28 protein-coding genes, 1 tRNA gene and 1 other RNA gene are annotated in these 23,420 nt (G+C 30.3%); 25 read left to right on the forward strand and 5 right to left on the reverse strand.

The genetic code is table 11. From position 1 onward, the window contains the following. The 19 genes from kdsB to ptsP are packed head-to-tail and all read left to right on the forward strand — an operon-like array spanning position 1 to position 14,726. Positions 1-729 carry a 3-deoxy-manno-octulosonate cytidylyltransferase gene (gene kdsB, locus DEFDS_RS05200; protein WP_013007753.1) on the forward strand — a complete coding sequence of 243 codons (729 nt, stop codon included), beginning with the start codon at positions 1-3 and terminating at the stop codon, positions 727-729. After that, positions 722-2,344: a CTP synthase gene (locus tag DEFDS_RS05205; RefSeq protein WP_013007754.1), complete on the forward strand. Its 1,623-nt coding sequence runs from the start codon at positions 722-724 to the stop codon at positions 2,342-2,344. The genes kdsB and DEFDS_RS05205 overlap by 8 nt, the downstream gene beginning before the upstream one ends. Then, positions 2,344-3,114, forward strand: coding sequence for a 3-deoxy-8-phosphooctulonate synthase (gene kdsA / locus DEFDS_RS05210; RefSeq protein ID WP_013007755.1), 771 nt, complete (start codon positions 2,344-2,346; stop codon positions 3,112-3,114). Before DEFDS_RS05205 ends, kdsA begins: the two co-directional genes overlap by 1 nt. After that, positions 3,105-4,067, forward strand: a complete 963-nt coding sequence (locus DEFDS_RS05215) for a KpsF/GutQ family sugar-phosphate isomerase (RefSeq protein ID WP_013007756.1) — start codon at positions 3,105-3,107, stop codon at positions 4,065-4,067. Before kdsA ends, DEFDS_RS05215 begins: the two co-directional genes overlap by 10 nt. Beyond that, positions 4,064-4,555, forward strand: coding sequence for a KdsC family phosphatase (locus DEFDS_RS05220; RefSeq protein ID WP_013007757.1), 492 nt, complete (start codon positions 4,064-4,066; stop codon positions 4,553-4,555). The genes DEFDS_RS05215 and DEFDS_RS05220 overlap by 4 nt, the downstream gene beginning before the upstream one ends. Then, positions 4,528-5,070 carry an LPS export ABC transporter periplasmic protein LptC gene (gene lptC, locus DEFDS_RS05225; protein WP_013007758.1) on the forward strand — a complete coding sequence of 181 codons (543 nt, stop codon included), beginning with the start codon at positions 4,528-4,530 and terminating at the stop codon, positions 5,068-5,070. The genes DEFDS_RS05220 and lptC overlap by 28 nt, the downstream gene beginning before the upstream one ends. Further along, positions 5,054-5,509 (forward strand): lipopolysaccharide transport periplasmic protein LptA, encoded by a 456-nt coding sequence (gene lptA, locus DEFDS_RS05230; protein ID WP_013007759.1) that lies wholly within the window; start codon positions 5,054-5,056, stop codon positions 5,507-5,509. The genes lptC and lptA overlap by 17 nt, the downstream gene beginning before the upstream one ends. Before the next feature lie 9 nt (positions 5,510-5,518). Further along, complete coding sequence (gene lptB / locus DEFDS_RS05235) at positions 5,519-6,235, forward strand: LPS export ABC transporter ATP-binding protein (protein ID WP_013007760.1); 717 nt, start codon at positions 5,519-5,521, stop codon at positions 6,233-6,235. After that, positions 6,236-7,624, forward strand: a complete 1,389-nt coding sequence (rpoN, locus tag DEFDS_RS05240) for an RNA polymerase factor sigma-54 (protein ID WP_013007761.1) — start codon at positions 6,236-6,238, stop codon at positions 7,622-7,624. 8 nt (positions 7,625-7,632) lie between these two features. Then, positions 7,633-8,166 carry a ribosome hibernation-promoting factor, HPF/YfiA family gene (gene hpf / locus DEFDS_RS05245; protein ID WP_013007762.1) on the forward strand — a complete coding sequence of 178 codons (534 nt, stop codon included), beginning with the start codon at positions 7,633-7,635 and terminating at the stop codon, positions 8,164-8,166. Between the two features lie 13 nt (positions 8,167-8,179). Beyond that, positions 8,180-8,641, forward strand: a complete 462-nt coding sequence (locus tag DEFDS_RS05250; protein ID WP_013007763.1) for a PTS sugar transporter subunit IIA — start codon at positions 8,180-8,182, stop codon at positions 8,639-8,641. Beyond that, the gene (gene hprK, locus DEFDS_RS05255; RefSeq protein WP_013007764.1) at positions 8,641-9,618 is read left to right on the forward strand and encodes an HPr(Ser) kinase/phosphatase; all 978 of its coding nucleotides are present in this window, start codon (positions 8,641-8,643) and stop codon (positions 9,616-9,618) included. The genes DEFDS_RS05250 and hprK overlap by 1 nt, the downstream gene beginning before the upstream one ends. Then, positions 9,615-10,469 carry an RNase adapter RapZ gene (gene rapZ, locus DEFDS_RS05260; protein WP_013007765.1) on the forward strand — a complete coding sequence of 285 codons (855 nt, stop codon included), beginning with the start codon at positions 9,615-9,617 and terminating at the stop codon, positions 10,467-10,469. Before hprK ends, rapZ begins: the two co-directional genes overlap by 4 nt. 4 nt (positions 10,470-10,473) lie before the next feature. Further along, complete coding sequence (locus DEFDS_RS05265) at positions 10,474-10,872, forward strand: PTS sugar transporter subunit IIA (RefSeq protein ID WP_013007766.1); 399 nt, start codon at positions 10,474-10,476, stop codon at positions 10,870-10,872. Further along, positions 10,865-11,344, forward strand: a complete 480-nt coding sequence (locus DEFDS_RS05270; protein WP_013007767.1) for a PTS system mannose/fructose/N-acetylgalactosamine-transporter subunit IIB — start codon at positions 10,865-10,867, stop codon at positions 11,342-11,344. Before DEFDS_RS05265 ends, DEFDS_RS05270 begins: the two co-directional genes overlap by 8 nt. Continuing rightward, positions 11,344-12,006: a PTS sugar transporter subunit IIC gene (locus DEFDS_RS05275; protein WP_041223633.1), complete on the forward strand. Its 663-nt coding sequence runs from the start codon at positions 11,344-11,346 to the stop codon at positions 12,004-12,006. Before DEFDS_RS05270 ends, DEFDS_RS05275 begins: the two co-directional genes overlap by 1 nt. Then, positions 12,003-12,704 carry a PTS system mannose/fructose/sorbose family transporter subunit IID gene (locus tag DEFDS_RS05280; protein WP_153801468.1) on the forward strand — a complete coding sequence of 234 codons (702 nt, stop codon included), beginning with the start codon at positions 12,003-12,005 and terminating at the stop codon, positions 12,702-12,704. The genes DEFDS_RS05275 and DEFDS_RS05280 overlap by 4 nt, the downstream gene beginning before the upstream one ends. 1 nt (position 12,705) lies before the next feature. Next, positions 12,706-12,984, forward strand: a complete 279-nt coding sequence (locus DEFDS_RS05285) for an HPr family phosphocarrier protein (protein WP_013007770.1) — start codon at positions 12,706-12,708, stop codon at positions 12,982-12,984. After that, positions 12,981-14,726, forward strand: a complete 1,746-nt coding sequence (gene ptsP / locus DEFDS_RS05290) for a phosphoenolpyruvate--protein phosphotransferase (protein WP_041223634.1) — start codon at positions 12,981-12,983, stop codon at positions 14,724-14,726. Before DEFDS_RS05285 ends, ptsP begins: the two co-directional genes overlap by 4 nt. On the opposite strand, the gene DEFDS_RS12605 is transcribed toward ptsP, so the two are convergent. The 4 genes from DEFDS_RS12605 to DEFDS_RS05305 form a co-directional block, all read right to left on the reverse strand. Then, positions 14,712-15,113: a gamma-glutamylcyclotransferase family protein gene (locus DEFDS_RS12605; RefSeq protein ID WP_013007772.1), complete on the reverse strand. Its 402-nt coding sequence runs from the start codon at positions 15,111-15,113 to the stop codon at positions 14,712-14,714. The two genes, ptsP and DEFDS_RS12605, sit on opposite strands and share 15 nt — an antisense overlap. 1 nt (position 15,114) lies before the next feature. After that, entirely contained in the window at positions 15,115-16,995 is a 1,881-nt protein-coding gene (locus DEFDS_RS05300) for a SurA N-terminal domain-containing protein (protein WP_013007773.1), read from the reverse strand. A 32-nt stretch (positions 16,996-17,027) separates the two neighbouring features. Beyond that, positions 17,028-17,126, reverse strand: an RNA gene (gene ffs, locus DEFDS_RS12840) — signal recognition particle sRNA small type. Positions 17,127-17,139: 13 nt separating this feature from the next. Further along, positions 17,140-17,230 (reverse strand) — tRNA-Ser (locus DEFDS_RS05305). 112 nt (positions 17,231-17,342) lie between these two features. Here DEFDS_RS05305 and DEFDS_RS05310 point away from each other — a divergent pair. Genes DEFDS_RS05310 through DEFDS_RS05325 form a run of 4 tightly spaced genes read left to right on the forward strand, consistent with a single transcriptional unit; the run spans position 17,343 to position 20,427 of the window. Further along, the gene (locus DEFDS_RS05310; protein WP_013007774.1) at positions 17,343-17,933 is read left to right on the forward strand and encodes an RNA polymerase sigma factor; all 591 of its coding nucleotides are present in this window, start codon (positions 17,343-17,345) and stop codon (positions 17,931-17,933) included. Then, the gene (locus DEFDS_RS05315; protein ID WP_013007775.1) at positions 17,911-18,345 is read left to right on the forward strand and encodes a zf-HC2 domain-containing protein; all 435 of its coding nucleotides are present in this window, start codon (positions 17,911-17,913) and stop codon (positions 18,343-18,345) included. The genes DEFDS_RS05310 and DEFDS_RS05315 overlap by 23 nt, the downstream gene beginning before the upstream one ends. Continuing rightward, positions 18,335-19,069, forward strand: coding sequence for a MucB/RseB C-terminal domain-containing protein (locus tag DEFDS_RS05320; RefSeq protein WP_013007776.1), 735 nt, complete (start codon positions 18,335-18,337; stop codon positions 19,067-19,069). Before DEFDS_RS05315 ends, DEFDS_RS05320 begins: the two co-directional genes overlap by 11 nt. Further along, a complete protein-coding gene (locus tag DEFDS_RS05325; RefSeq protein ID WP_013007777.1) occupies positions 19,066-20,427 on the forward strand; it encodes a DegQ family serine endoprotease in 1,362 nt (453 codons plus the stop codon). The genes DEFDS_RS05320 and DEFDS_RS05325 overlap by 4 nt, the downstream gene beginning before the upstream one ends. A gap of 90 nt (positions 20,428-20,517) precedes the next feature. Here DEFDS_RS05325 and DEFDS_RS05330 read toward each other — a convergent pair whose 3' ends face one another. Continuing rightward, on the reverse strand, positions 20,518-21,063 hold the full coding sequence (locus DEFDS_RS05330) for a helix-turn-helix domain-containing protein (RefSeq protein WP_041223635.1): 546 nt from the start codon (positions 21,061-21,063) through the stop codon (positions 20,518-20,520). 262 nt (positions 21,064-21,325) lie between these two features. Here DEFDS_RS05330 and DEFDS_RS05335 point away from each other — a divergent pair, with 262 nt between their 5' ends. Both DEFDS_RS05335 and DEFDS_RS05340 read left to right on the forward strand, forming a co-directional pair. Next, positions 21,326-22,468, forward strand: coding sequence for an ABC transporter substrate-binding protein (locus DEFDS_RS05335; RefSeq protein ID WP_013007779.1), 1,143 nt, complete (start codon positions 21,326-21,328; stop codon positions 22,466-22,468). A 76-nt stretch (positions 22,469-22,544) separates the two neighbouring features. After that, positions 22,545-23,417, forward strand: a complete 873-nt coding sequence (locus tag DEFDS_RS05340) for a branched-chain amino acid ABC transporter permease (protein ID WP_041223885.1) — start codon at positions 22,545-22,547, stop codon at positions 23,415-23,417. The last annotated feature ends 3 nt before the right edge of the window (positions 23,418-23,420 follow it).

The following is a 23,420-nucleotide window of genomic DNA, read 5'->3' on the forward strand; positions in this document are numbered from 1 at the left end:
ATGGCTACAGTAATAATTCCTGCAAGATATGATTCCACAAGATTACCTGGCAAACCTTTGGTTAAAATAAACGGTGTTACTATGATAAATCGTGTTGCATCAAGATGTTTATTATCTAAAGCGGATAGAGTAATTGTTGTTACTGATGATGTTAGAATTTTAGAAGAATGTGAAAAAATTGATGGTCTTGAATGTGTTATGAGTGATAAAAATATTAAAACAGGTAGTGATAGGGTTGCAAAAGTTGCAAAGTATATAGATGATGACATAATTATTAATGTGCAAGGTGATGAACCTTTTATTGACCCAAAATTAATAAATGATTTAATTGATAGTATGGTTGCAAATTCCGATATAAATATGATAACAGCTTGTTGTGAAATTGCAGAAGAAGAAGCTTCAGATCCTAATGTAGTAAAAGTTGTTGTGGATAAAAATAATGATGCACTTTATTTTTCAAGACAGATGATCCCTTTTGTAAGAGATGATAATAAAATAATGTATAAAAAACATATTGGGATATACGGATTTAGAAAAAATTATTTGTTTAAATTTACAGAAATGGGTGAAGGTGAATTAGAAAAATGTGAAAAACTGGAACAGTTAAGAGTTTTAGAAAATGGGGATAAAATAAGGGTTTTAATGACAGATTATAAACCTGTATGTGTAGATACTATGGAGGATGTCAAAAAAGCTGAAGAAATAGCAAAGGAGATTGATAATGGCTAAATTTATATTTGTGACTGGCGGTGTTTTATCTTCTTTAGGTAAAGGTATTACAGCAGCATCAATTGGAACTCTTTTGGAGAGTAGAGGTTATAAGGTTTTAATAAAAAAGTTTGATCCATATTTAAATGTTGATCCTGGTACTATGAGTCCATTTCAGCACGGTGAGGTTTATGTGACTGATGATGGTGCTGAAACAGATCTCGATTTAGGGCATTATGAGAGGTTTTTATCAACATCTACAAGTAGAGAGTGTAATGTAACAACTGGTAAAATTTATTATAATGTAATTAATAAAGAGAGACGTGGTGATTATTTAGGTGCAACTGTTCAAGTTATACCTCATGTTACTGATGAAATTAAAGAGAATATTTACAAGCTTTCAGAAGACTATGATATTGTTATTACCGAAATTGGGGGGACAGTTGGAGATATAGAAAGTTTACCATTTTTAGAAGCGATTAGACAGATGAAATATGATTTGAATGAGAATGATGTGGTTTATGTCCATGTTACATTAGTACCTTATATAAAGAGTGCTGGTGAATTGAAAACAAAGCCAACACAGCATTCTGTAAAAGAATTGAGGGAAATTGGTATTCAACCAGATATTTTAGTATGTAGATCTGAATACCCTCTTGATGAATCAATAAGAAAAAAGATAGCACTCTTTTGTAATGTTTCAAAAAATGCAGTTATTAATGCTATTGACGCTTCAACTATTTATCAAGTTCCTCTGTTGTTACATAAAGAGGGTATTGATAAGATTGTTTTAGAAAAGTTAAAGATGGAAGAAAGGGATATTGATCTTAGTGCCTGGGAAGATGTTGTTTATAGGTTAAAAAATCCTGAAGATACAGTGACTATCGGTGTTGTTGGGAAGTATATAAATCTTAAAGATGCATATATTAGTTTAAATGAAGCTTTAATTCATGGTGGTATAGCCAATAAATTAAAAGTTGAAATAAAATGGATTGATGCAGAGGATTTAGAGTGTGGAAATGTTAGTAAATACTTAGAAGATGTAGATGGTATTTTGGTTCCAGGTGGCTTTGGTGATAGAGGGATAGAAGGTAAAATAAATGCAGTCAATTATGCCAGAAATAAAGATATCCCGTTTTTTGGCATATGTCTTGGTATGCAATGTTCTGTAATTGAGTTTGCAAGAAACGTTATGAAATACGAAGGAGCAAACAGTGTTGAATTTGATCCAAAAACACCATATCCAGTGATAGATTATATGCAGGAGCAGAAAAACTTAAAACAGCTCGGCGGAACAATGAGACTTGGAGCCTATAAATGCAAATTGGTTAGAGATTCATTAGCATTTAAAGCTTATCAGCAGGAAGATATTAAAGAGAGACATAGACACAGATTAGAATTTAATAATAAATATTTAGATGATTTTAAAAAAGCAGGATTACATATTTCTGGAATAAATCCAGATAGGGATTTAGTAGAAATTATTGAATTAAAAGCTCATAGATGGTTTTTGGGTTGCCAGTTTCATCCAGAATTTAAGTCAAGACCTTTATCTCCACATCCATTATTTAAAGATTTTGTAAAAGCTTCATTTAATTATAAACTTGAAAAAAAAGATATGGAGAATAAAGAGTAATGCTTATTATTGCAGGTCCTTGTGTTTATGAGAATGATAATATAGCTTTCAAAACTTGTGAATTTTTAAAAAAGTTGTGTGAAAAATACGGTTTTGAATATGTTTATAAGACCTCTTATGACAAAGCAAATAGAAGTTCTGTGCATTCATATAGAGGGCCTGGCATTGAAAAAGGGGTGGAGTTTTTTATTAAGTTAAAAGAAAAGTTTGGTGTTAAGATTTTAACAGATTTTCATTCAGAAAAGGAAGCCGATATAATTAAGGATTATGTGGATATTTTGCAGGTACCCGCTTTTTTATGTAGACAAACGGATATTTTAAAAGCTGCTGCCAAAAGCGGGAAGATAGTTAATGTAAAAAAAGGGCAATTTATGGCACCGTGGGACATGAAAAATGTCGTTGAAAAATTAACATATTTTGGTGCAAAAGAAATTATGATTACAGAAAGAGGGTATAGTTTTGGCTATAATAACTTGGTTGTAGATTATAGAAGTTTTCCAATTATGAAGGAATTTTGTGATAATATAATATTTGATGTTACGCATTCTGTGCAACTACCTGGTGGTAAAGGTTTTGCTTCTAGTGGTGAAAGAAGATTTGCACCTTATTTAGCACGTGCTGCTGTAGCTTGTGGTGTAGATGGATTATTTATGGAGATACACCCAGATCCTGATAGCGCTTTATGTGATGGAGCTAATATGCTCGATTTTCAAATGACTGAAAAGCTTTTTGATGAAATAAAAAGAATTTGGGATACATTATGGATGTGATAGATATTGCTAAAAAAGCTCTAAAAATTGAAGCTGATGCAATTTATTCTTTAATTGAAAAATTAAATGATGATTTTGTAAAAGCAGTAGATATTATTTACAATTGCAAAGGGAGATTAGTAGTTACTGGGATGGGCAAATCTGGTTTAATTGGTAAAAAGATTGCTTCAACTTTTGCTTCTACAGGTACACCTTCGCTTTTTTTACATCCAGCTGAAGGTGTTCACGGTGATTTGGGTATGATTGTAAAAGGGGATGTGGTTTTAGCTATTTCCAATAGTGGAGAAACAGATGAGCTAGTTTCTATCTTACCAATAATAAAGAGATTAGGTGTGCCTTTGATATCAATAGTGGGTAGATTAAACTCTACTTTAGCTAAAAGAAGTGACTGTGTTTTGGATGCTTCAGTGGAGAAGGAGGCCTGTCCGTTGAATTTGGCCCCCACAGCAAGCACTACTGCTGCACTTGCTTTAGGAGATGCATTAGCAGTTGCTTTACTGGAAAAAAGAGGGTTTAAAGAAGAGGATTTTGCTTTATTTCATCCATCTGGTAGTTTAGGTAAAAGATTACTCCTAAAGGTTTCTGATATATTCCATATGGGAGATAAAGTACCTGTTGTAAAAAGTGATGTGACTGTGACAGAAGCTATTTTAGAGATGAGCTCAAAAGGTTTTGGATGTACTACGATTGTTGATGACAATGGAGCTCTTATTGGCGTTTTAACTGATGGTGATTTAAGAAGAGGGTTGGAGAAGTATAAAGATCTTTTTGAAAGAAATGTTATGGATATTGCTTCTAAAAATCCAAAAACAATTGATGAAGATTCTTTGGCAGCCAAGGCATTACAAATAATGGAAAAATATTCTATAACAAGCCTCATAGTAATTGATGATAAAAAAAGACCATATGGTATAGTTCATTTACATGACTTATTAAAGTCGGGGATTGTATGATTAAATATATTTTTTTGGATGTTGATGGTGTTTTAACTGATGGTGCAATCATATATAGTGAAAAACATGGTGAAATCAAAAATTTTCATGTCCGCGACGGTTTAGGTATTAAACTTGCTCAAAAATTAGGTTATGAACTTTTTATTCTTACCGGTAGAGATTCAAAAGTTACTGAGTTTAGATGTCTTGAATTAGGGATTGAAAATATATATCAAGGTTTATCTGATAAAGTTGCTGAATATGAAAAAATAAAAAGTAGATATGGTTTTATTGATGAAGATGCAGCTTATATAGGTGATGATATAAATGATATCGCTTTGTTAAAAAAGGTAGGTTTCTCTGCAACTGTTAGTGATGCTCCGGAATACGTAAAGGATGTTGTTGATATGGTTGTTCCTATTGAAGGGGGGAAGGGTGCAGTGAGATATTTTATTGAGGAAATAATAAAGAGAAATGGCCAGTGGGAAAAAGTTTTAGATATTTATTAATTTTAATTGTTTTTGTAGTTTTAATATCCTTTGTAAATTCTTATTTTAAGAGTAAGATAAAGTATAAGCAGTTGAATATAAAAAAAGATGTTATTAGTGTGAAACAGTTTGAAATGACTAAGAGGATTTCAGATTTTGAGTTTTATAAGATTTCGGCAAAAGAAGCTAAATATTATAAAAACAATAATAGGGTAGATTTGGTAGAATGTGATTTATTTTATAAAAAGGGTGATGATGAATTGAAATTACAATCAAATAAATGCACATATTATTTAGAGGAAAAAGTCATATTGAATGGTAAAATTGTTGGTAAATTTAATGATATATCTTTGAGAACAATTGATGAAGCTATTGGTGTTTATAGGGTAAAAACAAAGCTTTTAGAAGTTGATGGTAAACTTGTAATTGAAGATAAAAAAGGGTATATTAAGTCTAATAAGGTTATTTATGATTATAATAAAAATGTTTTGAAATTTTTGGGAAATGTTGAGGTTAGTTATGAGGGTGTTATTTAAGATATTCATAGTATTTTTTGTTTTTATAAACATTTTGTTTGCAGAAAATAATGTGCAAATAACTTCTAAAGAGCTTTCTTATGATGTGAATAAAAAGTTATCTATTTTTAAAGGGGATGTTAACGCTTTTTATGACAATACAACGATTAAAAGTGATTTGATGTATGTTTATTTAGATAATGATAATAAACCTGTAAAAATAGTGTGTAATGGAAATGTACAAATAGTAAAAGATAATATGACTTCCATTTCAAATAATGCCATCTTTGATTTAAAAAAAGACGTTTTAACCTTAGAAGGTAATGTTAAAATATGGCAGGATAAAAACTATCTTGAAGGGGATAAAGTTGTTTATTTTAATAAAGAGAAGAGGGTTGAAGTAAAAAATAAAAACAATCAAAAGGTTAAGATAATTTTTTCTCCTGAAAAAAATAAATAAAGGTTATTCATGCTTGAAGCAAAAAATTTAAAGAAAAGATACAAGAAAAGGTATGTGGTTGATGGTGTCAGTTTAGAACTTTCTAAAGGGGAAGTTGTTGGGTTATTAGGTCCAAATGGTGCTGGTAAAACAACTACTTTTTATATGATTGTTGGTATTATAAAATCTGATGGGGGTGAAATTTATTATAAAGGTGAAAATATTACGGGATTACCAATTTATAAGCGAGCTTCTTTAGGGATAGGGTATCTCCCGCAAGAGATTTCAGTCTTTAGAAAATTAACTGTTTATGAAAACATTTATGCGGCAATGGAGTTTAAATTTAAAGATAAAAAGATCATTGAAGAAAGAACTGAGAGATTGATAGAGGAGTTTGGTTTAAATCATGTAAGGGATACTATCGGTTATGCATTAAGTGGTGGTGAAAAAAGAAGGGTCGAAATTGCAAGATGTCTTTCAATTGAGCCAGAAATAATTTTGTTAGATGAGCCTTTTGCGGGAATAGATCCCATTTCAGTACAAGAAATACAGAAAATGATTGAAAGATTAAAAAAAATGGGGATTGGTATTTTAATAACAGACCATAATGTAAGAGAAACTTTACAGATAACAGATAGAGCTTATATTATGTATCAAGGTAAGATATTAACTCATGGAGATCCAGATAAGATAATTAATGATGAAAAGGTTAAAAAGACGTATTTAGGAGAGGGGTACACCATTTAGATGGGAAAATTAGATGTTTCTGTTAATACTAAATTAAGTCAAAAACTTCTTATAACTCCACAAATGAAACAATCATTAAATATATTGCAGCTTCCAATGTTTGAATTAACTCAAGAGTTAAATGGCATTTTAGAAGAGAATCCTGTGTTAGAAGAGGTCGTAAATAAAGAGGATATTTTAAAAAATGATACAGAAGAAGTTGATGCATATCTAAAAGAATTACAGAAAGTGGAATGGGAGTCATTTTTTTCTGATGATGAGTATAAATATTATGTAGCTGAAGATGAGGATATTAACTTTGAAAAATTTGTGAGTAAAAAGCCTGATTTATATAGTCATTTATTATTTCAGTTAAATATTTCTGGGTTAAAAGATGAAGATTATAGGATTGGTGAGTATATTATTGGTAATCTTACTGAAAATGGTTATTTCAGATTAGATATTGATGAGTCTGTTGAGTATCTAGGGGTTACTAAAGAAAAGTTTTTGGAAGTTTTAAAGAGGATTCAACAGTTTGAACCTTCAGGGATAGCTGCAAGAGATTTGAAAGAGTGTTTACTGATACAGTTGAGAGATTTTAATGTTTCAGATGTTGATATCTACTATATCTCAGAACTTTTAGAAAATTATGAGGATGAATTGATAAATAATGATTATTCAAAGATTTTAAAGGAACTTGAGATTGAAAAAAGTTATTTTGATTATCTGCTTAATTTGATAAAAAGGGTAGATCCTAAACCTGGACTCAAATTTTCTGATAGCACGGTTTATGTTATTCCTGATGTTTATGTTATAAAAACTAAAAATGGGTTGGAAGTAAAGTTAAATGAAGAGCATATACCTTCAATAAAATTGAATAGTTATTATCTCAAAATGTTAAAGAATAATAATTTGGATGAAAACACTAAAGAGTATGTAGAGAATAAAATTAAAAATGCACTTTGGATTATAAAGAGTTTAAATCAAAGGAAAAAGGCTATTCTTCAGGTTGTTGAATTTATTGTAGAACATCAAAAAAAGTTTTTTATGGAAGGTGACAATAGGTTAAAACCTTTAAAATTGAAAGATGTGTCAGAGGCCACAGGACTTCACGAATCAACAGTTAGTAGAGTTACTTCAAATAAGTATCTTGCTTGTGAATATGGTATATTTGAGATAAAAAACTTTTTCATAAAAGGTTTTGATACAGCTAACGGTGCTGTGAGTGTTGATGATATTAAAGAGCTGATTAAAGATATTATTGATAAAGAGGATAAAAGGAAACCTTTTAGTGATGAAAAAATTGTGGAAATTTTGGCAAAAAAAGGTATAAAAATTGCTAGGAGAACAGTAGCAAAATATAGAGATGAATTAGGAATACCAGCTACAAGTAAAAGAAAAATAAAATAGGAGGTCTTATGAATATTCAAATCACTGCAAGGAATATTGAGTTGACTGATGCAATTAGGAGTTATGTTGAAAAAAAGGTTTCAAAGATTAAGCGCTATTTTGACCAGATTATAGATGTTCATGTATTGTTAGAAATACAAAAAAATGTACATATTGCAGAAATTCTGGTTGATGCAAAAGGTGTTTTTTTAAAAGGGCTTGAAAAATCAGAGGATTTGTATGCCTCTATTGATCTTGCTGTAGATAAAATTGAGAAACAGTTAGTGAAATATAAAGAGAAATTAAAGAATAAAAAGATAATGGATACAAATAGTGAATCATCATTAAAACTCAACGTAATTGATTCAGAAACAATTGAATCAGATAACCCTAAGACTATTATTTCAAAACAGATTCCAGCAAAACCTATGACAATTGACGAGGCTGTTATGCAAATGGAGCTTTTGAATAAAAACTTTTTTGTGTTTAGAAATGCAGAAACTGGTGAGGTAAATGTTGTTTATCATAGAGATGATGGAAATATTGGATTAATCGAGCCATAAAAAGGGAGAAATAATGAAAATATCTGATTATGTTGATGAAAAGCATGTGATATTCATAGATGAAAAATTAGATAAAGATGCGTTATTGAAATTGTTTGCAGAAAAATTTAGAGAGTTGGATGCAATATCTGACTCTCAAGCAATTTTTGAAGCGTTATATGAAAGAGAACTTTTGAGTTCTACTGCTGTGGGGGAAGAAGTTGCTATCCCCCACGCAAAACTGGCTAATTTAGATGACATAAAAATGATTATAGCCATATCTAAAGTTGGACAAGATTTTCAAGCTGTAGATAATTTGCCTGTAAAACTATTTTTTGTGGTAATAGCTCCTGCAAATAAGATGCAATTACACCTTAAGGCATTGGCAAGAATATCGAGATTAGTAAAAATGACTGATTTCAAAAAGAGAGCATTAGAACAAGATTCTGCTAAAAAAGTTATAGATATTTTAGTTGAAGAGGAAAATAAATTGTAATGAAATCTATACCGGTTTCAGAGTTATTAGCACCGGAAGCTGAAGGTTTAAAATTAAAGCTTATTTATGGTAAGAAACATATACATGAAAAATTTATAAATAACCATAGGATTCAAAAACCTGGGTTAGGTTTAGCTGGATATACTGATCATATTCATGAGGGTAGAGTCCAAATATTAGGAAATACTGAAATTTCTTATTTAAATACCTTGCATTTAAAGCAAAGGTATAATGCGATATTGGGTTTATGTAAAAAAAATATTTCTTGTTTTGTGGTGACAAAAAATCAGCATATCCCAAAAGTTGTTATAGATGCATGCAAAGAATGTTCTATCCCAATTCTTAAAACTCCTTTAAAAAGTTCTGTGGCTATTAGTGAAATTTCTTCTTATTTAGAGGAAAAGCTAGCTCCTACTACAAACGTTCATGGTGTGTTAGTGGATGTACATGGCGTTGGTGTTTTGATAATGGGGAGAAGTGGTATAGGTAAAAGTGAATGTGCGTTAGAACTTGTAAAAAGAGGCCACCGATTGGTAGCTGATGATGTTGTGATTATAAAGAGGAAGCAGGATTTTTTGGTGGGTTTTGGTGATGATTTGTTGGTAAATCATTTGGAAGTTAGAGGGTTGGGGATATTGAATATAAAAGAGATGTATGGTATTGGCTCAATAAGATTAAGGAAAAAAGTAGAAGTAGTTGTTAAGTTGATTGATTGGGATAAAGAAGGTGATTACGATAGATTAGGTATTGATAAAAATACATTTAATTTGCTTGATGTAGAATTACCTTTATTAAATATTCCTGTTTCACCGGGTAGAAATATTGCAATAATTGTAGAGGCTGCAGCAAGAAATCATTTGTTAAAACTTATGGGTTTTGATGCTGCTGTGGAACTAAATGAAAAGATAAACAAAGCTATAAAGGAAAAACAGGCTAAATTAATGAAAAATGTTTTCTATAAAAAAGGGGTTGAATGAATAAAGATCATTCTGTTGTTATTATTACTGGGTTATCGGGAGCAGGGAAATCAACAGCTGCTAAGGCTTTTGAAGATTTAGGTTTTTACACTGTAGATAATTTGCCTATTTTTTTGGGTGAGAAGTTTTTCCAATTTGCATTTGATTTTAATATTGAAATACCTAAAGTTGCTCTGGTTATAGATGTAAGAAACAAAGATTTTGATAAAGCTTTTGATTTCATAAAAAATATTAAAGATAAATATAATGCTAAGTTACTTTTCTTAGATGCTGATGATTCAATTTTAGTTAATCGTTTTAAAGAGACTAGAAGGAAACACCCTTTAGGTGATGATTTAATTGTATCAATTCAAAAAGAAAGGGAACTTTTAAAGAAAATAAAAGACTTGTCTGATTTTGTGATAGACACTACAAGATTTAATGTGAATGAACTTTCAAGTAATATTTATGAAATGTTTTCAAAGTTTTTTGAAACTTCTTTTACAATAATTATTCAATCGTTTGGTTTTAAATATGGTTTACCAACAGAATCTGATATGGTTTTTGATGTAAGATTTTTAAAAAATCCTCATTATATAGAAGAGTTGAGACCTTTAACAGGTCTTGATAAGAGGATAAAAGATTATGTGTTTAAAGATAAAAGGAGTAGAAAATTCTTAGTTAAAATAAAATCACTTTTAAATTTTTTGATTCCAAACTATATTAAAGAGGGTAAGAGGTTTTTGACTATATCAATAGGGTGTACAGGTGGGAAACATAGATCTGTTGTAATTGCGGAGTTTATTTATGAATATATTAAGAAAAGAACAGATATTAATGTCAAAATTAAACATAGAGATATAGAAAGGTGAAAAGATGATTGGAATTGTTCTTTTAACACACGGTTCATTAGGTTTGGCACTATTAAAGACAGCTGAGATGATTCTTGGAAAAAAAGATAGAGTTGAGATACTGCCAGTGCAAAGTGGTTCATCTTTAAATGATATAGCGGAAATATTGGAAGAGTATATTATCAAATATAGAGAATCTGGGCTTTTGATTTTAACAGATATGTTTGGTGGTAGCCCCACAAATATTGCAATGGCATATATGAATGAAGATAATGTTGATGTGGTGACTGGAGTTAATCTTCCTATGTTGATTAAGGCTTTGACTTTAAGAGAAGAGAATAACGATGTTACTGACATTGCAAAGAAGATTGTTGAGAGGGGTAAAGACAGCATAAAAAGGCCAGGTGATTTATTAAATGGTTAAACGTATAATTTTTAGAGTTGATGATAGACTTATACATGGGCAAGTTATAGAGGGGTGGATAAAATATTATAAAATTAAAAACGTAATAATAGTGAGTGATAATATATGTAACGATATGTTGAAGAAAACCATTTATTCAAGTATAACGCCAAGCGATGTTAAATTAGATTTTAAATGCAAAGATGAATTTAAAAAGAGTTTTGACCCATCACAAATAAATGATTCATTACTAGTGCTTTTTGAAGATGTGGCAACACTTTATAGCTTAAAAGATATTTTAAATGATGATATATATATCAATATAGGCTGTGTTGCTAATAGAAAACATAAAATAGAGGTTTCTGATACAGTGTTTCTGACAAAAGATGAAATAAGTATGCTTTGTGAGCTTAGACAAAATTATATGATTTATATTAAAAAGTTACCATGGGAAACAAGTGTTGATATAAATAATTTTGATAAGTTGTTATGATGAAATATTTTTTAATGTTATTAATTTCTGGATTAATATCTGTAGATAGAAACTCTGCTTTAAACTTGATGATTTCAAGACCTATCTTTATTGCGATGTTTATTGGGCTGCTTTTTGGTAATTTTTACACTATTTTCTTAGTGGGAATCTTATTTGAGTTAATTGGTTTAATAGACTTACCCGTTGGTACTCATATCCCAAGAGATGATTCTTTTATGACTTATGTGGCTTGTTTAGTCTTGACTTATATAAACGTTGATAATGTATATAAGCTTTTTATACTAATAACATTAGTAATAATTTTTTCATTCCCAGTTACTTTTACTGATTTAATTGTGAGAAAAATCAATCAGAATATATATTTAAAAAATAGAGTTAAAGGTTATAATTTCCCAATATCTAAAGTTATATCATGGGGAGTGATTTTATCTTTTTTCAGAGGGGTAATAATTTATAATGCGATATTCTTTTTAGTATATTATATTTATACTCAAATAGTTTCTATTAATATTAAATTTTCTTTTGATAAAGATTTAAATAGCTTTTTGATTTTGATTATTTGTTTTGCATCTGGTTATTTGATTAGATTTTTAAGTTTCAAGAGTGTTGTTAAATATTTGATATTTACATTAGGTATTATTATGGGTTGGTTTTTGATATGAAAAAGATAAAAAGAGTTTTGAAAAGTTTATTTTATCAGGGGAATTGGAATTACGAAAATATGCAAGGGACTGGTTTTGCATATATGTTGGAGGAGATAAATAAAGAGGAATCCTTCAATATACCAGATAAAGTTATAAAAAAAGAGATAAATTACTTTAATACGCACCCGTTTTTGTTAATGTTTGTTGTTGGTGTTTGGTTTAGAGAGTTCTTAGATAAAGGTGACCCTGAACAGTATAAAAAGATTTATTCGTCAGCTTTTGGGGCATTAGGGGATAGTTTTTTTTGGCATGCATTAAGACCAGCATCTTTTGTTATAGCTGTTGTTTTAGCATTTTATAACCCTTTGTTTGCAATTATTTTATATCTGTTCTTTTTTAATTTCTTTCATTTTTTCTTTTTGTTTAGGGGTTTTGATATAGGATTTAGCTATGGTAAAGAAACTATTCAATGGTTTAATAAAATATTATTTAATAAGTGGTCGAGTTATTTTGATATTTTTACTTCTTTTATGTTGGGAATTATTATTGTTTTAATTATTCATAAAAGTGGGTTTGAAAACAATATTACTATTTATGCTTTAAGTTTTGGATTTTTTCTAGCGGGTACAATTTTAGCTAAAAAAATAGATATAATATATAGTGTTGTTGTAGCTATGTTGATTGTATTAATATTAAAAGTATCTTTTGGGGTGTGAGATGGCTGAGATTAAAGAGATGGAAGTTGAAATATTAAATGAATTAGGGATGCATGCAAGAGCAGCTGCTTCATTTGTTAAAGAAGCTGCTAAGTATAACTCAAATATTTTTATTGAAAAGGACGGGTTAGAAGTTAATGGTAAAAGTATTATGGGTATTTTAATGCTTGCAGCTCCTAAAGGATCTAAAGTTAAAATAAAAGCTGTTGGAGATGATGCGGAGAAGGCATTAACAGAATTAGTAAATTTGGTAAAGAATAAATTTGGAGAAGATAAGTGATAGTATTGAAAGGTATAGGTGTAAGTGAAGGTATAGCTGTTGGTAAAGCTTTTTTTATTGATAGAAAGTTAACAAAAATTAAAAAAATTAAAATAAATGAAAGTAATATTGCTTTTGAAATAAAGAAATTTAAAGAAGCTATTAAAAAAACTGAAGAATATATTAAACATGTAAAAGAGTTGAGTTTACAAGACCTTGGTGAAGAGCACTCGTTTATTTTTGATGTTTATTTACTTTTATTAAAAGATGATATGCTAATTGGTGAAACTGAAAGATTTATTAAAAATGAAAAAGTTAATGCTGAATATGCCTTATGGAAAGTTTCGAGAAAGCTTATAAATATTTTTGAAAAAACAGAAGATCCCTATATAAAAGAGAAGAAAAATGATGTGAAGCATATAGTTGATAAAATAATACGATTTATGACTAATGATGGCTTTGTTTTTAAAGAAACAAGTGGAGAAGCAAGAATTGCTATAGCTCATGATCTTTCCCCTTCTGAGCTGGTATCATTGTTAAAACAGAATATTGTTGCTTTTGCCATAGATCTTGGAAGTAAAATCTCTCATACATCTATTATTGCAAGAGCAATGGGGATTCCAGCTGTTGTTGGTTTGGAAAAAATCACAGATAACATTATATCAAGTGATGACACTATAATTGTTGATGGTTTTAATGGTGTTGTTATTTTGGATCCTGACAAAGAAGTGCTTGAAGATTACATTGTCAAAGAGAAAAAATATAGAGATTATGTTAAAGAGTTAGAGAAGTTAAAAGATGTTGAAGTTAAAACGGTTGATGGAGAATTCGTAAATATTTTTTCTAATGTTGAAATTAATGAAGAGATAAGTATTTCAAATGAATACAAAGCAAAGGGGATAGGTCTTTATAGAACAGAATTTATTTATTTGGAGAAAGGAGATGTTTCAGAAGATGAGCAGTTTGAGATTTTAAAGGATGCAGTTCTTCGCAATGAAAATAAACCAATTACCATCAGGACATTTGATCTTGGCGGAGAAAAATTATCAAACTTGTTACCTCATCCTGATGAGCAGAACCCTGCAATGGGTCTAAGGGCTATAAGATATTCGTTGCGTTTCAAAGATATTTTCAAAACACAAATAAAGGCAATACATCGTGCAGCTGTCTTTGGTGATGTCAGAATTATGTTTCCTATGATTTCTGGGGTTGAAGAAATTAGACAAGCTAAAAATGTTGTTGAAGAATGTATTGAAGAATTGAAAAATGAAAAGAAAGAGTTTAAGGAGAATGTCCCATTAGGAGTTATGGTTGAGTTGCCATCTTTGGCTTTGATAACTCACCTTATTAACAAAGAAGTGGATTTCTTTAGTGTAGGGACTAATGATTTAATTCAATACACGTTAGGTATTGATAGAAATAATGAATATGTCGCTTATCTTTATAGACCAACTCATCCAGCAGTGTTAACATTGCTTAGAAAAATATATAAAGATGCTCAAAAAGGGGGGATAGAAGTTACTGTTTGCGGTGAAATGGCTGGTGATCCTAAATATATCCCTGTTTTGTTAGGGTTAGGTTATAGAAATTTGAGTATGTCCCCGTCAGCTATTTTAAAAGCTAAAATGATAATTAGTAGGGTTAAAATATCTGAATGTGAAAAACTTATAAATAGCTTAAAAAGATGCAAATTTGCCAGAAAAGCTGAAGAAAAACTTGAAAAATTTATAGATGAACATGCTTCAGATTTATTTTTCCACTAATTTATGACGATGTTTCTTTATAAATTTTATCCAATCTCCCGAAGGTATCTTTTTAGATTTATTTAACTGTTTGATAAAATTTTCGTTTGCTGCATATACCCAAAAAGTGATATTATTTTTTATCATTTTTACCCTTTTGTAAGGTGAATATTGAGAGTTAATGTCTTCATAATCGTCTAATTGAGTTATTAAGTTTGATGGAACTTCAAAAATATCTCCTACTACAGTGCCAGAACTTCCTGGTACAAATACAGGATATTTATCTTCTGTTAAATAGAGATTACCGTGAAGTGTTATTGTTGTAATATATTTTGCAGTCTTTAAAATAATTGATGAAACGGGGCACCCAAATCTGAGGGTGCCGTAAAAGAAAAAATATTCATACATATTATTTTATTGATGGATTAACTTCAATTTTTGCATTGTTCTTGAGTTTTTCTATATAACTGTTTAGCGCTTCATCCTGTTTGATAGATAAAATATAACTTTCAATCTCTTTTTTCTCATCCTCAGTGATCTTAGAAAAATCAGGATATTTGATATTGTTAACTTCTATAATAAATATATTATTTCCCACAACAAAAGGTGTTTCTAATAACCCTTTACCTTTATTGAATATTTTTTTGGAAAGTTCTTCATTTGTGCCGATATCAGGTATTGGATCTATCCTTTTAAAGTCAGGAGTAGTTGTTATAGAAAGCTTTTTGCTGTCAGCTATCTTTTGTAACTCATTGTATTTCTTAATCAAACTTAATGCATTATCTTTGGCTAATTCTACGGATTTATCATTTATATAATCGTTAATAACCTCTTTTTTAACATCTTCAAATTTTGGTATATAAGATTTTTTCTTTTCAATAAGTTCAAATATATATTTAACTCCATTTATATCGATAATATTTGTAACCTCTGAAGTCTCAAGTTTAAAAAGTTTGGTTTTTAATTTTAGATCATTACCAATGGGCGGAATGTTGTCAAACATTGAAAAATAATCAGTTTCATAAACAGGAATATCTTTATGTTCTAAAGTATATGCTGTTATATTTGAAGCTTTTAATATATCTCTATATATATCTAATACATATTCCTTAAAGTAAGAATCTTTTTTTAATGTTTTTAATTTCTTAATAATTAAAGGTTTAGCTTCATCTAATGTTAGTTTTTTCTCAGGTTTATGGCCATAGACTTTTATGATGTGATAACCAAATTTAGTTTTTACTATATCTGAGATATCTCCTGGTTTCAATTTAAATACTACATCTTCAAACTCTTTAATCATTTGACCTTTAGTAAAATAACCTAAATCCCCACCATTTTTAGCCGTTGGGTCATCGGAATATTTTTTAGCTAAGTCTTCAAATTTTGCACCTTTTTTAATTTTTTGTAATATGTTTTCAATTTTCTTTTTAGCTTCTGCTACTTCTTTTTTATTATTCCAATCTTTTACTCTTATTAAAATATGTTTAGCAGCTACTTTCTCTTTTTCAATAAATTCATCAGTATGTTGTAGATAGTATTTTTCTATTTCTTCATCGCTAACTTTTATCTCTTTGTTAAAATCTTTAGGATCAATCTTGATATATTTCAGTTTAATTTTTTCTGGTACACGATAATCTTCTTTATTTTTTTCAAAGTATGCTTTTAATTCTTCATCATTGTAAGTTACATCTTTTTTAAATTTTTCGGAATTTAGCTTTATATAACTAATCTTAGCCGTTTTATTTCTATAAATATATTCATTTTTTATTTCATTTTCATTTACAGAAACACTTTGAGTAATTAGGTTTTTAGTTTTTTGAACTAAAAGATCTGCTTTGATCGATCTTTCGAAAGAAGCAGGAGTTAATCCATTTAATCTTAAAATTTCAACATACCTTTTTGCATCAAATTGTCCATTTGTTTGAAAAGATGGTATATTTTTTATTTCATTGAACACTTCAACATCAGAGACAAATACTCCAAGTTTATTTGCTTGATCTAATAATAAGTATTTCTCTATTATACTGTCTGTTACCTGTTTATTAATATTGATTGTGTTTGGAATTTCTCCGCCAAGAAGTGATTTTAGAGTGTTAGAAAATTTATCGTACTCTTGTTGGTATTCATTAAAGCTTATTTCAAAGTCATTTACTTTTATGGCATAATTTTTTTGTCTTCCTCTGTTACCACCAACTCCCCAAACTAAAAATATTGTACCAATAAATGCTGCAATTACAAGCCATAGAAAGAAAGCAAGAATTTTCTTTTGATTTCTAAACATCCTTAGCATAATAAAACCCCTTATATAATGTTAATTAAGAGGCTCGACAGGGACACTCCGGCACACAGGAAACCACGCTACCGTTGCTCCCTTCCGGGCCTGGCGGGGTTCACGCAGCTCCTGTTGCAGAGGCCCCATCGAGCCATTCTGAAACGGAGAGGGAGGGATTTGAACCCTCGGTACCGCTTGTGGCGGTACACACGATTTCCAATCGTGCTCCTTCGGCCAGCTCGGACACCTCTCCAATATAGCAGATTGTCTCTATAACTTAAAAAAAATACTCTGTCAATAAATCATATGAAATTTTGAACTTTTTATATATATTAAGTATCTGAAATACAAGAGGAGGAAATGGAGTGTCGGACAAAAGTATAGTCGCTGCTATCTTAAAAGGGGATGTGAAATCTTTTGAGCTTTTGATAATTAAATATCAAAAACAGCTATTTCATACAGTTTTATCATTGGTGAAAGATCCTGATATCTCTGATGATATAGTTCAGGAAGCTTTTTTAAAGGCGTTTGAAAAACTTGATACTTTACGTGATAAATCACAGTTTTTCCCTTGGTTGAAAAGGATAGCAATAAATTTAGCTTTAGCTCATTTAAACAAAAGTAAGAGAAATGTAGATATGTACTCTGAGTGGGATAATGATGAAAGTGAAAAAACAGATTATTTTGAAAATATTGCGGACGAAGATAATCCTGAAGAATTGCTTTTGAAAGAAGAGTTAAGGAAATATGTTAGAAAATTTGTGGAATCTTTGCCAGATAGGTTGAGAGTTGTAGTAATTTTAAGAGAAGTGGAAGATATGAGTTATGAAGAGATTGCTGAGACATTGAAAATACCTGTTGGTACTGTTAGATCTAGACTTTTCAATGCCAGACAAATAATAAAAAATAGACTTATAAGTCAGGGGTTGGCTGATGGATTGTATAAAATATCGTAAATTAATTTCTGCGTATGTAGATAATGAATTAGAAGAAATTGAAAGTGAAAAGGTTATTTCTCATTTGTTGGAGTGTAAATCTTGTAAACTTTTTTATGAAAATCTTTTACTTTTAAAGGATGACATTAAAGAAGCTTTTTCTATGAATAATTATGATTATGATTGTTCAAATCAAATTATGAGTAAGTTAGTATTTGCTAAACCTACTTATAATAGGAAAAAGTTTTCTAAGATTTATGTGGCGATAGCTGTTATATTCTTAATTGCTATTTCATTGTTACTTTTTAAAAAAACAGAAACCCAAAGTCAAATGGCATCAGAGTATAAATTAGAAAAATATGTAGCTGAGCATTTAGAAAAAAATAGAGTAATTGATTTGAATAAAGTTACAAATGTAAGCTATGATAGATAAACAAGTTAAAAATATTTGTTTATATTTTTTATTTATCTTTTTTGTGTCTGTTGTTTTAGCAAGAGCAGAAAATTTATTTGAGGGTGTGTATATAAAAATTGCTCTCGATGAAGACAGGTATGTACAATTTGACTTTGAAAAAGAAACTCCACATAATAAATATCTTGCTCATACGGTGTCAAATCTTATAAATGCTGTATTTTCTGTCGATATGGTATCTTCTGAATATTATTCTGAAAAAATTAGTTATAAAAAAATTAGTGACTTTAATATTAAAGTGATTGAGTTTGATCCTATTTTTAATGATAGGTTTAAACACATTTTATGGATTTATAAAGATGGTAGAATATACAAACAAGAAGTTTATGATTTATCTGGAAAGTTACTATATTCTTACCAATTTAAAACAAATAGAGTAAAAAAAAGGATATTTAATCACAAAGTTTCTGGGGGGTACTACCTATATAAAGGTTTTAAACTAGTTTATAAAGGTGTAAATAGGGATGGTGAGAAACAGATTTCATTTACTGATGGTTTAAACAGCTTTTCAGTGTTTTGGAAAAAGTCAAATAATAAAACGGTACCTATAAAACGTATTTTATTAGGTAACTATATGTTAAGAAAAAACTTTGGTAATTATCTTGTAACAGTTGTAGGGACAATCCCTTATTTTGAAATGGAAAAAGTAGTAAATTATTTAATAAAAAAGGAGGTTATTAGATGAGACGAGTAAGTATGATTTTAATGGTTATTTTGTTGTATGCGGTAAATCTATTTGCATACTTTGGTGCACCTGATTCTTTTGTGGATGTGGTGAAAAAGACAAGGGATGGTGTAGTTAATATTAGTACTACCAAAATAGTAAAAAGAAAAAGTTTACCATATTTTTTTGATGATGATTTTTTTAGGAGATTTTTTGGAGATAATTTTAAACATTTTCAAAATGAACCAAAAGAATACAAATCAAAAGCTCTTGGTTCTGGTTTCGTGATTGATAAGTCAGGTTATATTGTCACAAATAATCATGTTGTAGATGGAGCTGATGAAATAATAGTAAAGCTGGCTGATAAAAAAGAGTTTAAAGCAAAAGTTGTAGGTAAAGATCCTCTGACAGACCTTGCTTTGCTGAAAATTGATCCAAAGGATGAGGAACTTAAACCTTTGCCTCTTGGTGATTCAGACAAAACAGAGGTGGGGGAATGGGTTGTTGCTATAGGTAACCCTTTTGGATTGGAGTGGACTGTTACTGCTGGTATAATTAGTGCTAAAGGTAGAGTTTTGGGTGAAGGACCTTATGACAACTTTATGCAAACAGATGCATCTATTAATCCAGGGAACAGCGGTGGGCCGCTTGTTAATATGAAAGGTGAGGTAGTTGGTATAAATACGGCCATAATACCATCAGGACAAGGGCTTGGTTTTGCTATACCTGTTAATATGCTAAAAGAGTTGTTACCAAAACTTAAAGAAGGTAAAGTTAAAAGAGGGTGGCTTGGAGTTACTGTTCAGCCTTTAGATGATAAACTCGCAAAGTCTTTTGGTCTAGATAAAAATGAAGGTGCTTTGATAGCTGATGTTATTAAAGGTGATCCAGCAGATAAGGCTGGTTTAAAGGCTGGTGATATTGTTATAGCAGTTGATAATGAGCCTGTTAAAGATAGCCGTGATTTAGTAATGATTATAGGGAAGCATAACCCTGGTGATAAAGTAACTTTGGCCATTATTCGAGATGGAAAGGTTTTGAAGAAAACTGTTAAGTTGGGAGAAAGGAAGGATGGTCAGGTTGCTCAAGGTGGTGAGTTAAGAGAGGGGAAACTGGTTGTAGATGATTTAAGTCAAAGTGAGCTTAAAGATTATGGTATAGATGGTGGTGTAAAAGTTGTAAATGTTGATCCAAGTTCAAATGCATATGAAGCAGGTCTTAGAAAAGGTGATGTTATAGTTTGGATCAACAGACATAAGATTAAAAATAGTTCAGAATTTTACGAATATTATGATAAAATCAAGAAAGATGATATTGTAGCTTTAAAGGTTATTACAAGGATGGGAAGTAAATTTATAGCATTTAACAAAGATGAATAATTCAAGGATGTTGAACAATAATTTTTGTAGCAGGGGTTTCCCCTGCTTTTTTTTATTGTGATATTGTTTTTTGATAGAGCTATAATGAGATTAAAATGTTGGAGGGTGGTTTACCCAGATTACTTCAGTGGTTATTTCCCCTGGGTTTTTCCAGCCGTGAGGAATATTTGACTTATAGATAGCAGAGTCACCTTCTTTAAGATGGAAAACTTCATCACCTACAGTGATCTCAAGTTCACCTTTTAAAACAATTACAAATTCTTCTCCATTATGAGAATGAAGCTCTTTACCACTATAAGCACCTGGTTCTAAATACATATACAATGCTTCTAATTCAGTATCAGAAAACTGTGGTCTCAATAATTCGTATGTTACTTTTGACTTTGGATTTACAAGCTTATTGCGCTCTTCTTTTTTTACGACTACCCTTTGATAACGGGATGGGTGATCGAAAAAGTGCATTATGTTTACTTCTAAAGCATCAGCAATTTTTTTGAGGGATGAAACTGTTGGTGAAACAAGATCACGTTCTACTTGAGATAAAAAGCCTAAAGAGCAGCCAGATAATTTGCTTAATTGTCTTAAGGTTAGCTGTTTTTTTTGTCTTAATTCCTGTACTTTTTTCCCTATTGTCATGAGTTCAATATATAAAACAAAATTAATATTTGTCAAGATGTATTAAAAATAACTAAAAATTATTTAAAGAAGCTGAAAAAAATATGTTTAGTTAAATTTTAAAATATATTTTTAGTTTGAAAAGAAATCTATTAAATTCGGCAAATATAAACATGGTGTTCAACAATACTAAACAGATGTTTAAAAATTAATTGACAAATTGTTAAATATAAAATAAATTGCAGTTCACAATTTTAAACGAAAAAAAACGTTAGGAGGATGTATGAAGAGGTTATTGTTATTAGTTTTAAGTATTGTGATGTTACTATCTTTTGGTGCATTTGCAAAATCAAAGGATTTAGTAATTGGTGTAGTTGGTCCTGAAACAGGTAATTTAGCAGTTTATGGTGTTAAAACACTTGATGGTGTTATGTTGGCTGTAGATGAGATTAACGCTAATGGTGGAGTAAATGGTAAAAGAATTAAAGTTGTTCATTATGACGACAGAGGTGATAAAGCAGAGGCAGCTGCAGCTACTCAAAGATTAATCAACAGAGATAAGGTGTGTGCTATTATTGGTGAGCCTACTTCTGGTGCTACATTTGTTATTGGGCCTATTGCAAACAGAGCAAAGGTTGTGTTAATTTCAGCTGGTGCTACTGCTAAAGGGGTAACAGATGGCAAACCATTTGTATTCAGAGATACTTTATTGGACTCTGACGGTGCCCCTGCTACATTGAAGTTTATAATGGATAAATTTGGTTGGAAAAATTTTGCACTAATTACTTCAGTTAATAATGACTATAGTGTTGGTTTATCAGGTATTTTTAAAGAAGCAGCTAAAAATTATGGTGCTAATATAGTTGTTGAGCAAACAGTATCAGATGGTGATACAGATTTTTCTGCTCAAATTACTGCTATAAAACCTCATAATCCAGATGCTATTATATTTACTGGTTATTATCCAGAAGGTTCATTAATTATGTTAGAAGCTAGAAAACAAGGTGTTAAAGCACCTATGGTTGGTGGTGATGGTTTGCTTGCTCCTGATTTGTGGAAAGTTGGTGGCGATGCTGTATTGGGTTCTATTGTATATGCTGGTTTCTCACCACAAGCTAAAGCTGAAAATGTTCAAAACTTTGTTAAGAAAATGGCTGAAAGAGGAAAAGAAGCTGACATGTTCTCAGCTCAAGGATATGATGCAGTTTATCTTCTAGTTAATGCTATGAAAAAAGCTGGTGTTACAGATTGTACTAACGTTAAACAAAGAGTTGCTATGAGAGATGCTCTTGCAGCTACAAAAGATTTTATGGGTGTAAGTGGTAAGATGAGCTTTGATAAAGAAGGTAATGCTAAAAAGGTTCCATTTATCCAAATGGTTGATAAGAAAGACGGTAAATATTACTTTAAGCTCCTTAATGAATAGTGAGAATTTAAATAATTAACTATAATAGCCGCCAGTGGGCGGCTATTTCTTTGTTAGGAGGTTATAATTGTTAGAGATGATTATTAAACAATTGTTAAATGGTCTGACTGTTGGGAGCGTTTATGCTTTAATAGCTCTTGGGTATACTATGGTTTATGGTATTATTAAACTCATAAACTTTGCCCATGGCGATATTTATATGATAGGAGCCTTTTTAGGGCTTATAGCTGCTACTGTAATTATGAAAAATTTTGTAGTTGTGTTAGTTTTTGCTATGATGGGTTGTGCGATTTTAGGTGTGTTAGTTGAAAAGGTTGCTTATAAACCACTTAGAAATTCATCAAGAATTTCTGCATTAATAAGTGCAATTGGTGCGTCAATAATTATTTCAAATACAGTTGTATTAATAAATGGTCCTCAACGTGAAGCATATCCAAAGTTGTTTCCAAATATTACTTATAATTTAGGTGGTATATCTATTTCATTGTTACAAGTTTTTATAATTGTGATCTCAATTGTCCTTATGTACGGACTTTATTATATAGTTCATAATACAAAAATGGGAATAGCTATGAGAGCTGTTTCCCAAAATTTAAATGCTGCTAGATTGATGGGGATTAACCCGGATAAAATTATTAGCTTTACTTTTGCTTTGGGATCTTCGTTAGCTGCTGCTGCAGGAGTTTTAGTTGGTACATATTATACTGCTATTGACCCAATGATGGGTTTACTGTTTGGTCTAAAGGCTTTTGTTGCAGCAGTATTGGGTGGTATTGGTAGTATTCCTGGAGCAATGTTTGGTGGTATTGTTTTGGGACTTGCTGAAGTATTAGGTGTTGCTTTTATCTCTCCATCTTTTAGAGATGCAATAGCTTTTGGTATTCTGATTTTTATATTGATAGTTAAACCGACAGGATTATTTGGTTCTACTGCAAAAGAGAAGGTATAAGAG

It is taken from the genome of Deferribacter desulfuricans SSM1 (assembly GCF_000010985.1).
Taxonomy (GTDB): domain Bacteria; phylum Chrysiogenota; class Deferribacteres; order Deferribacterales; family Deferribacteraceae; genus Deferribacter; species Deferribacter desulfuricans.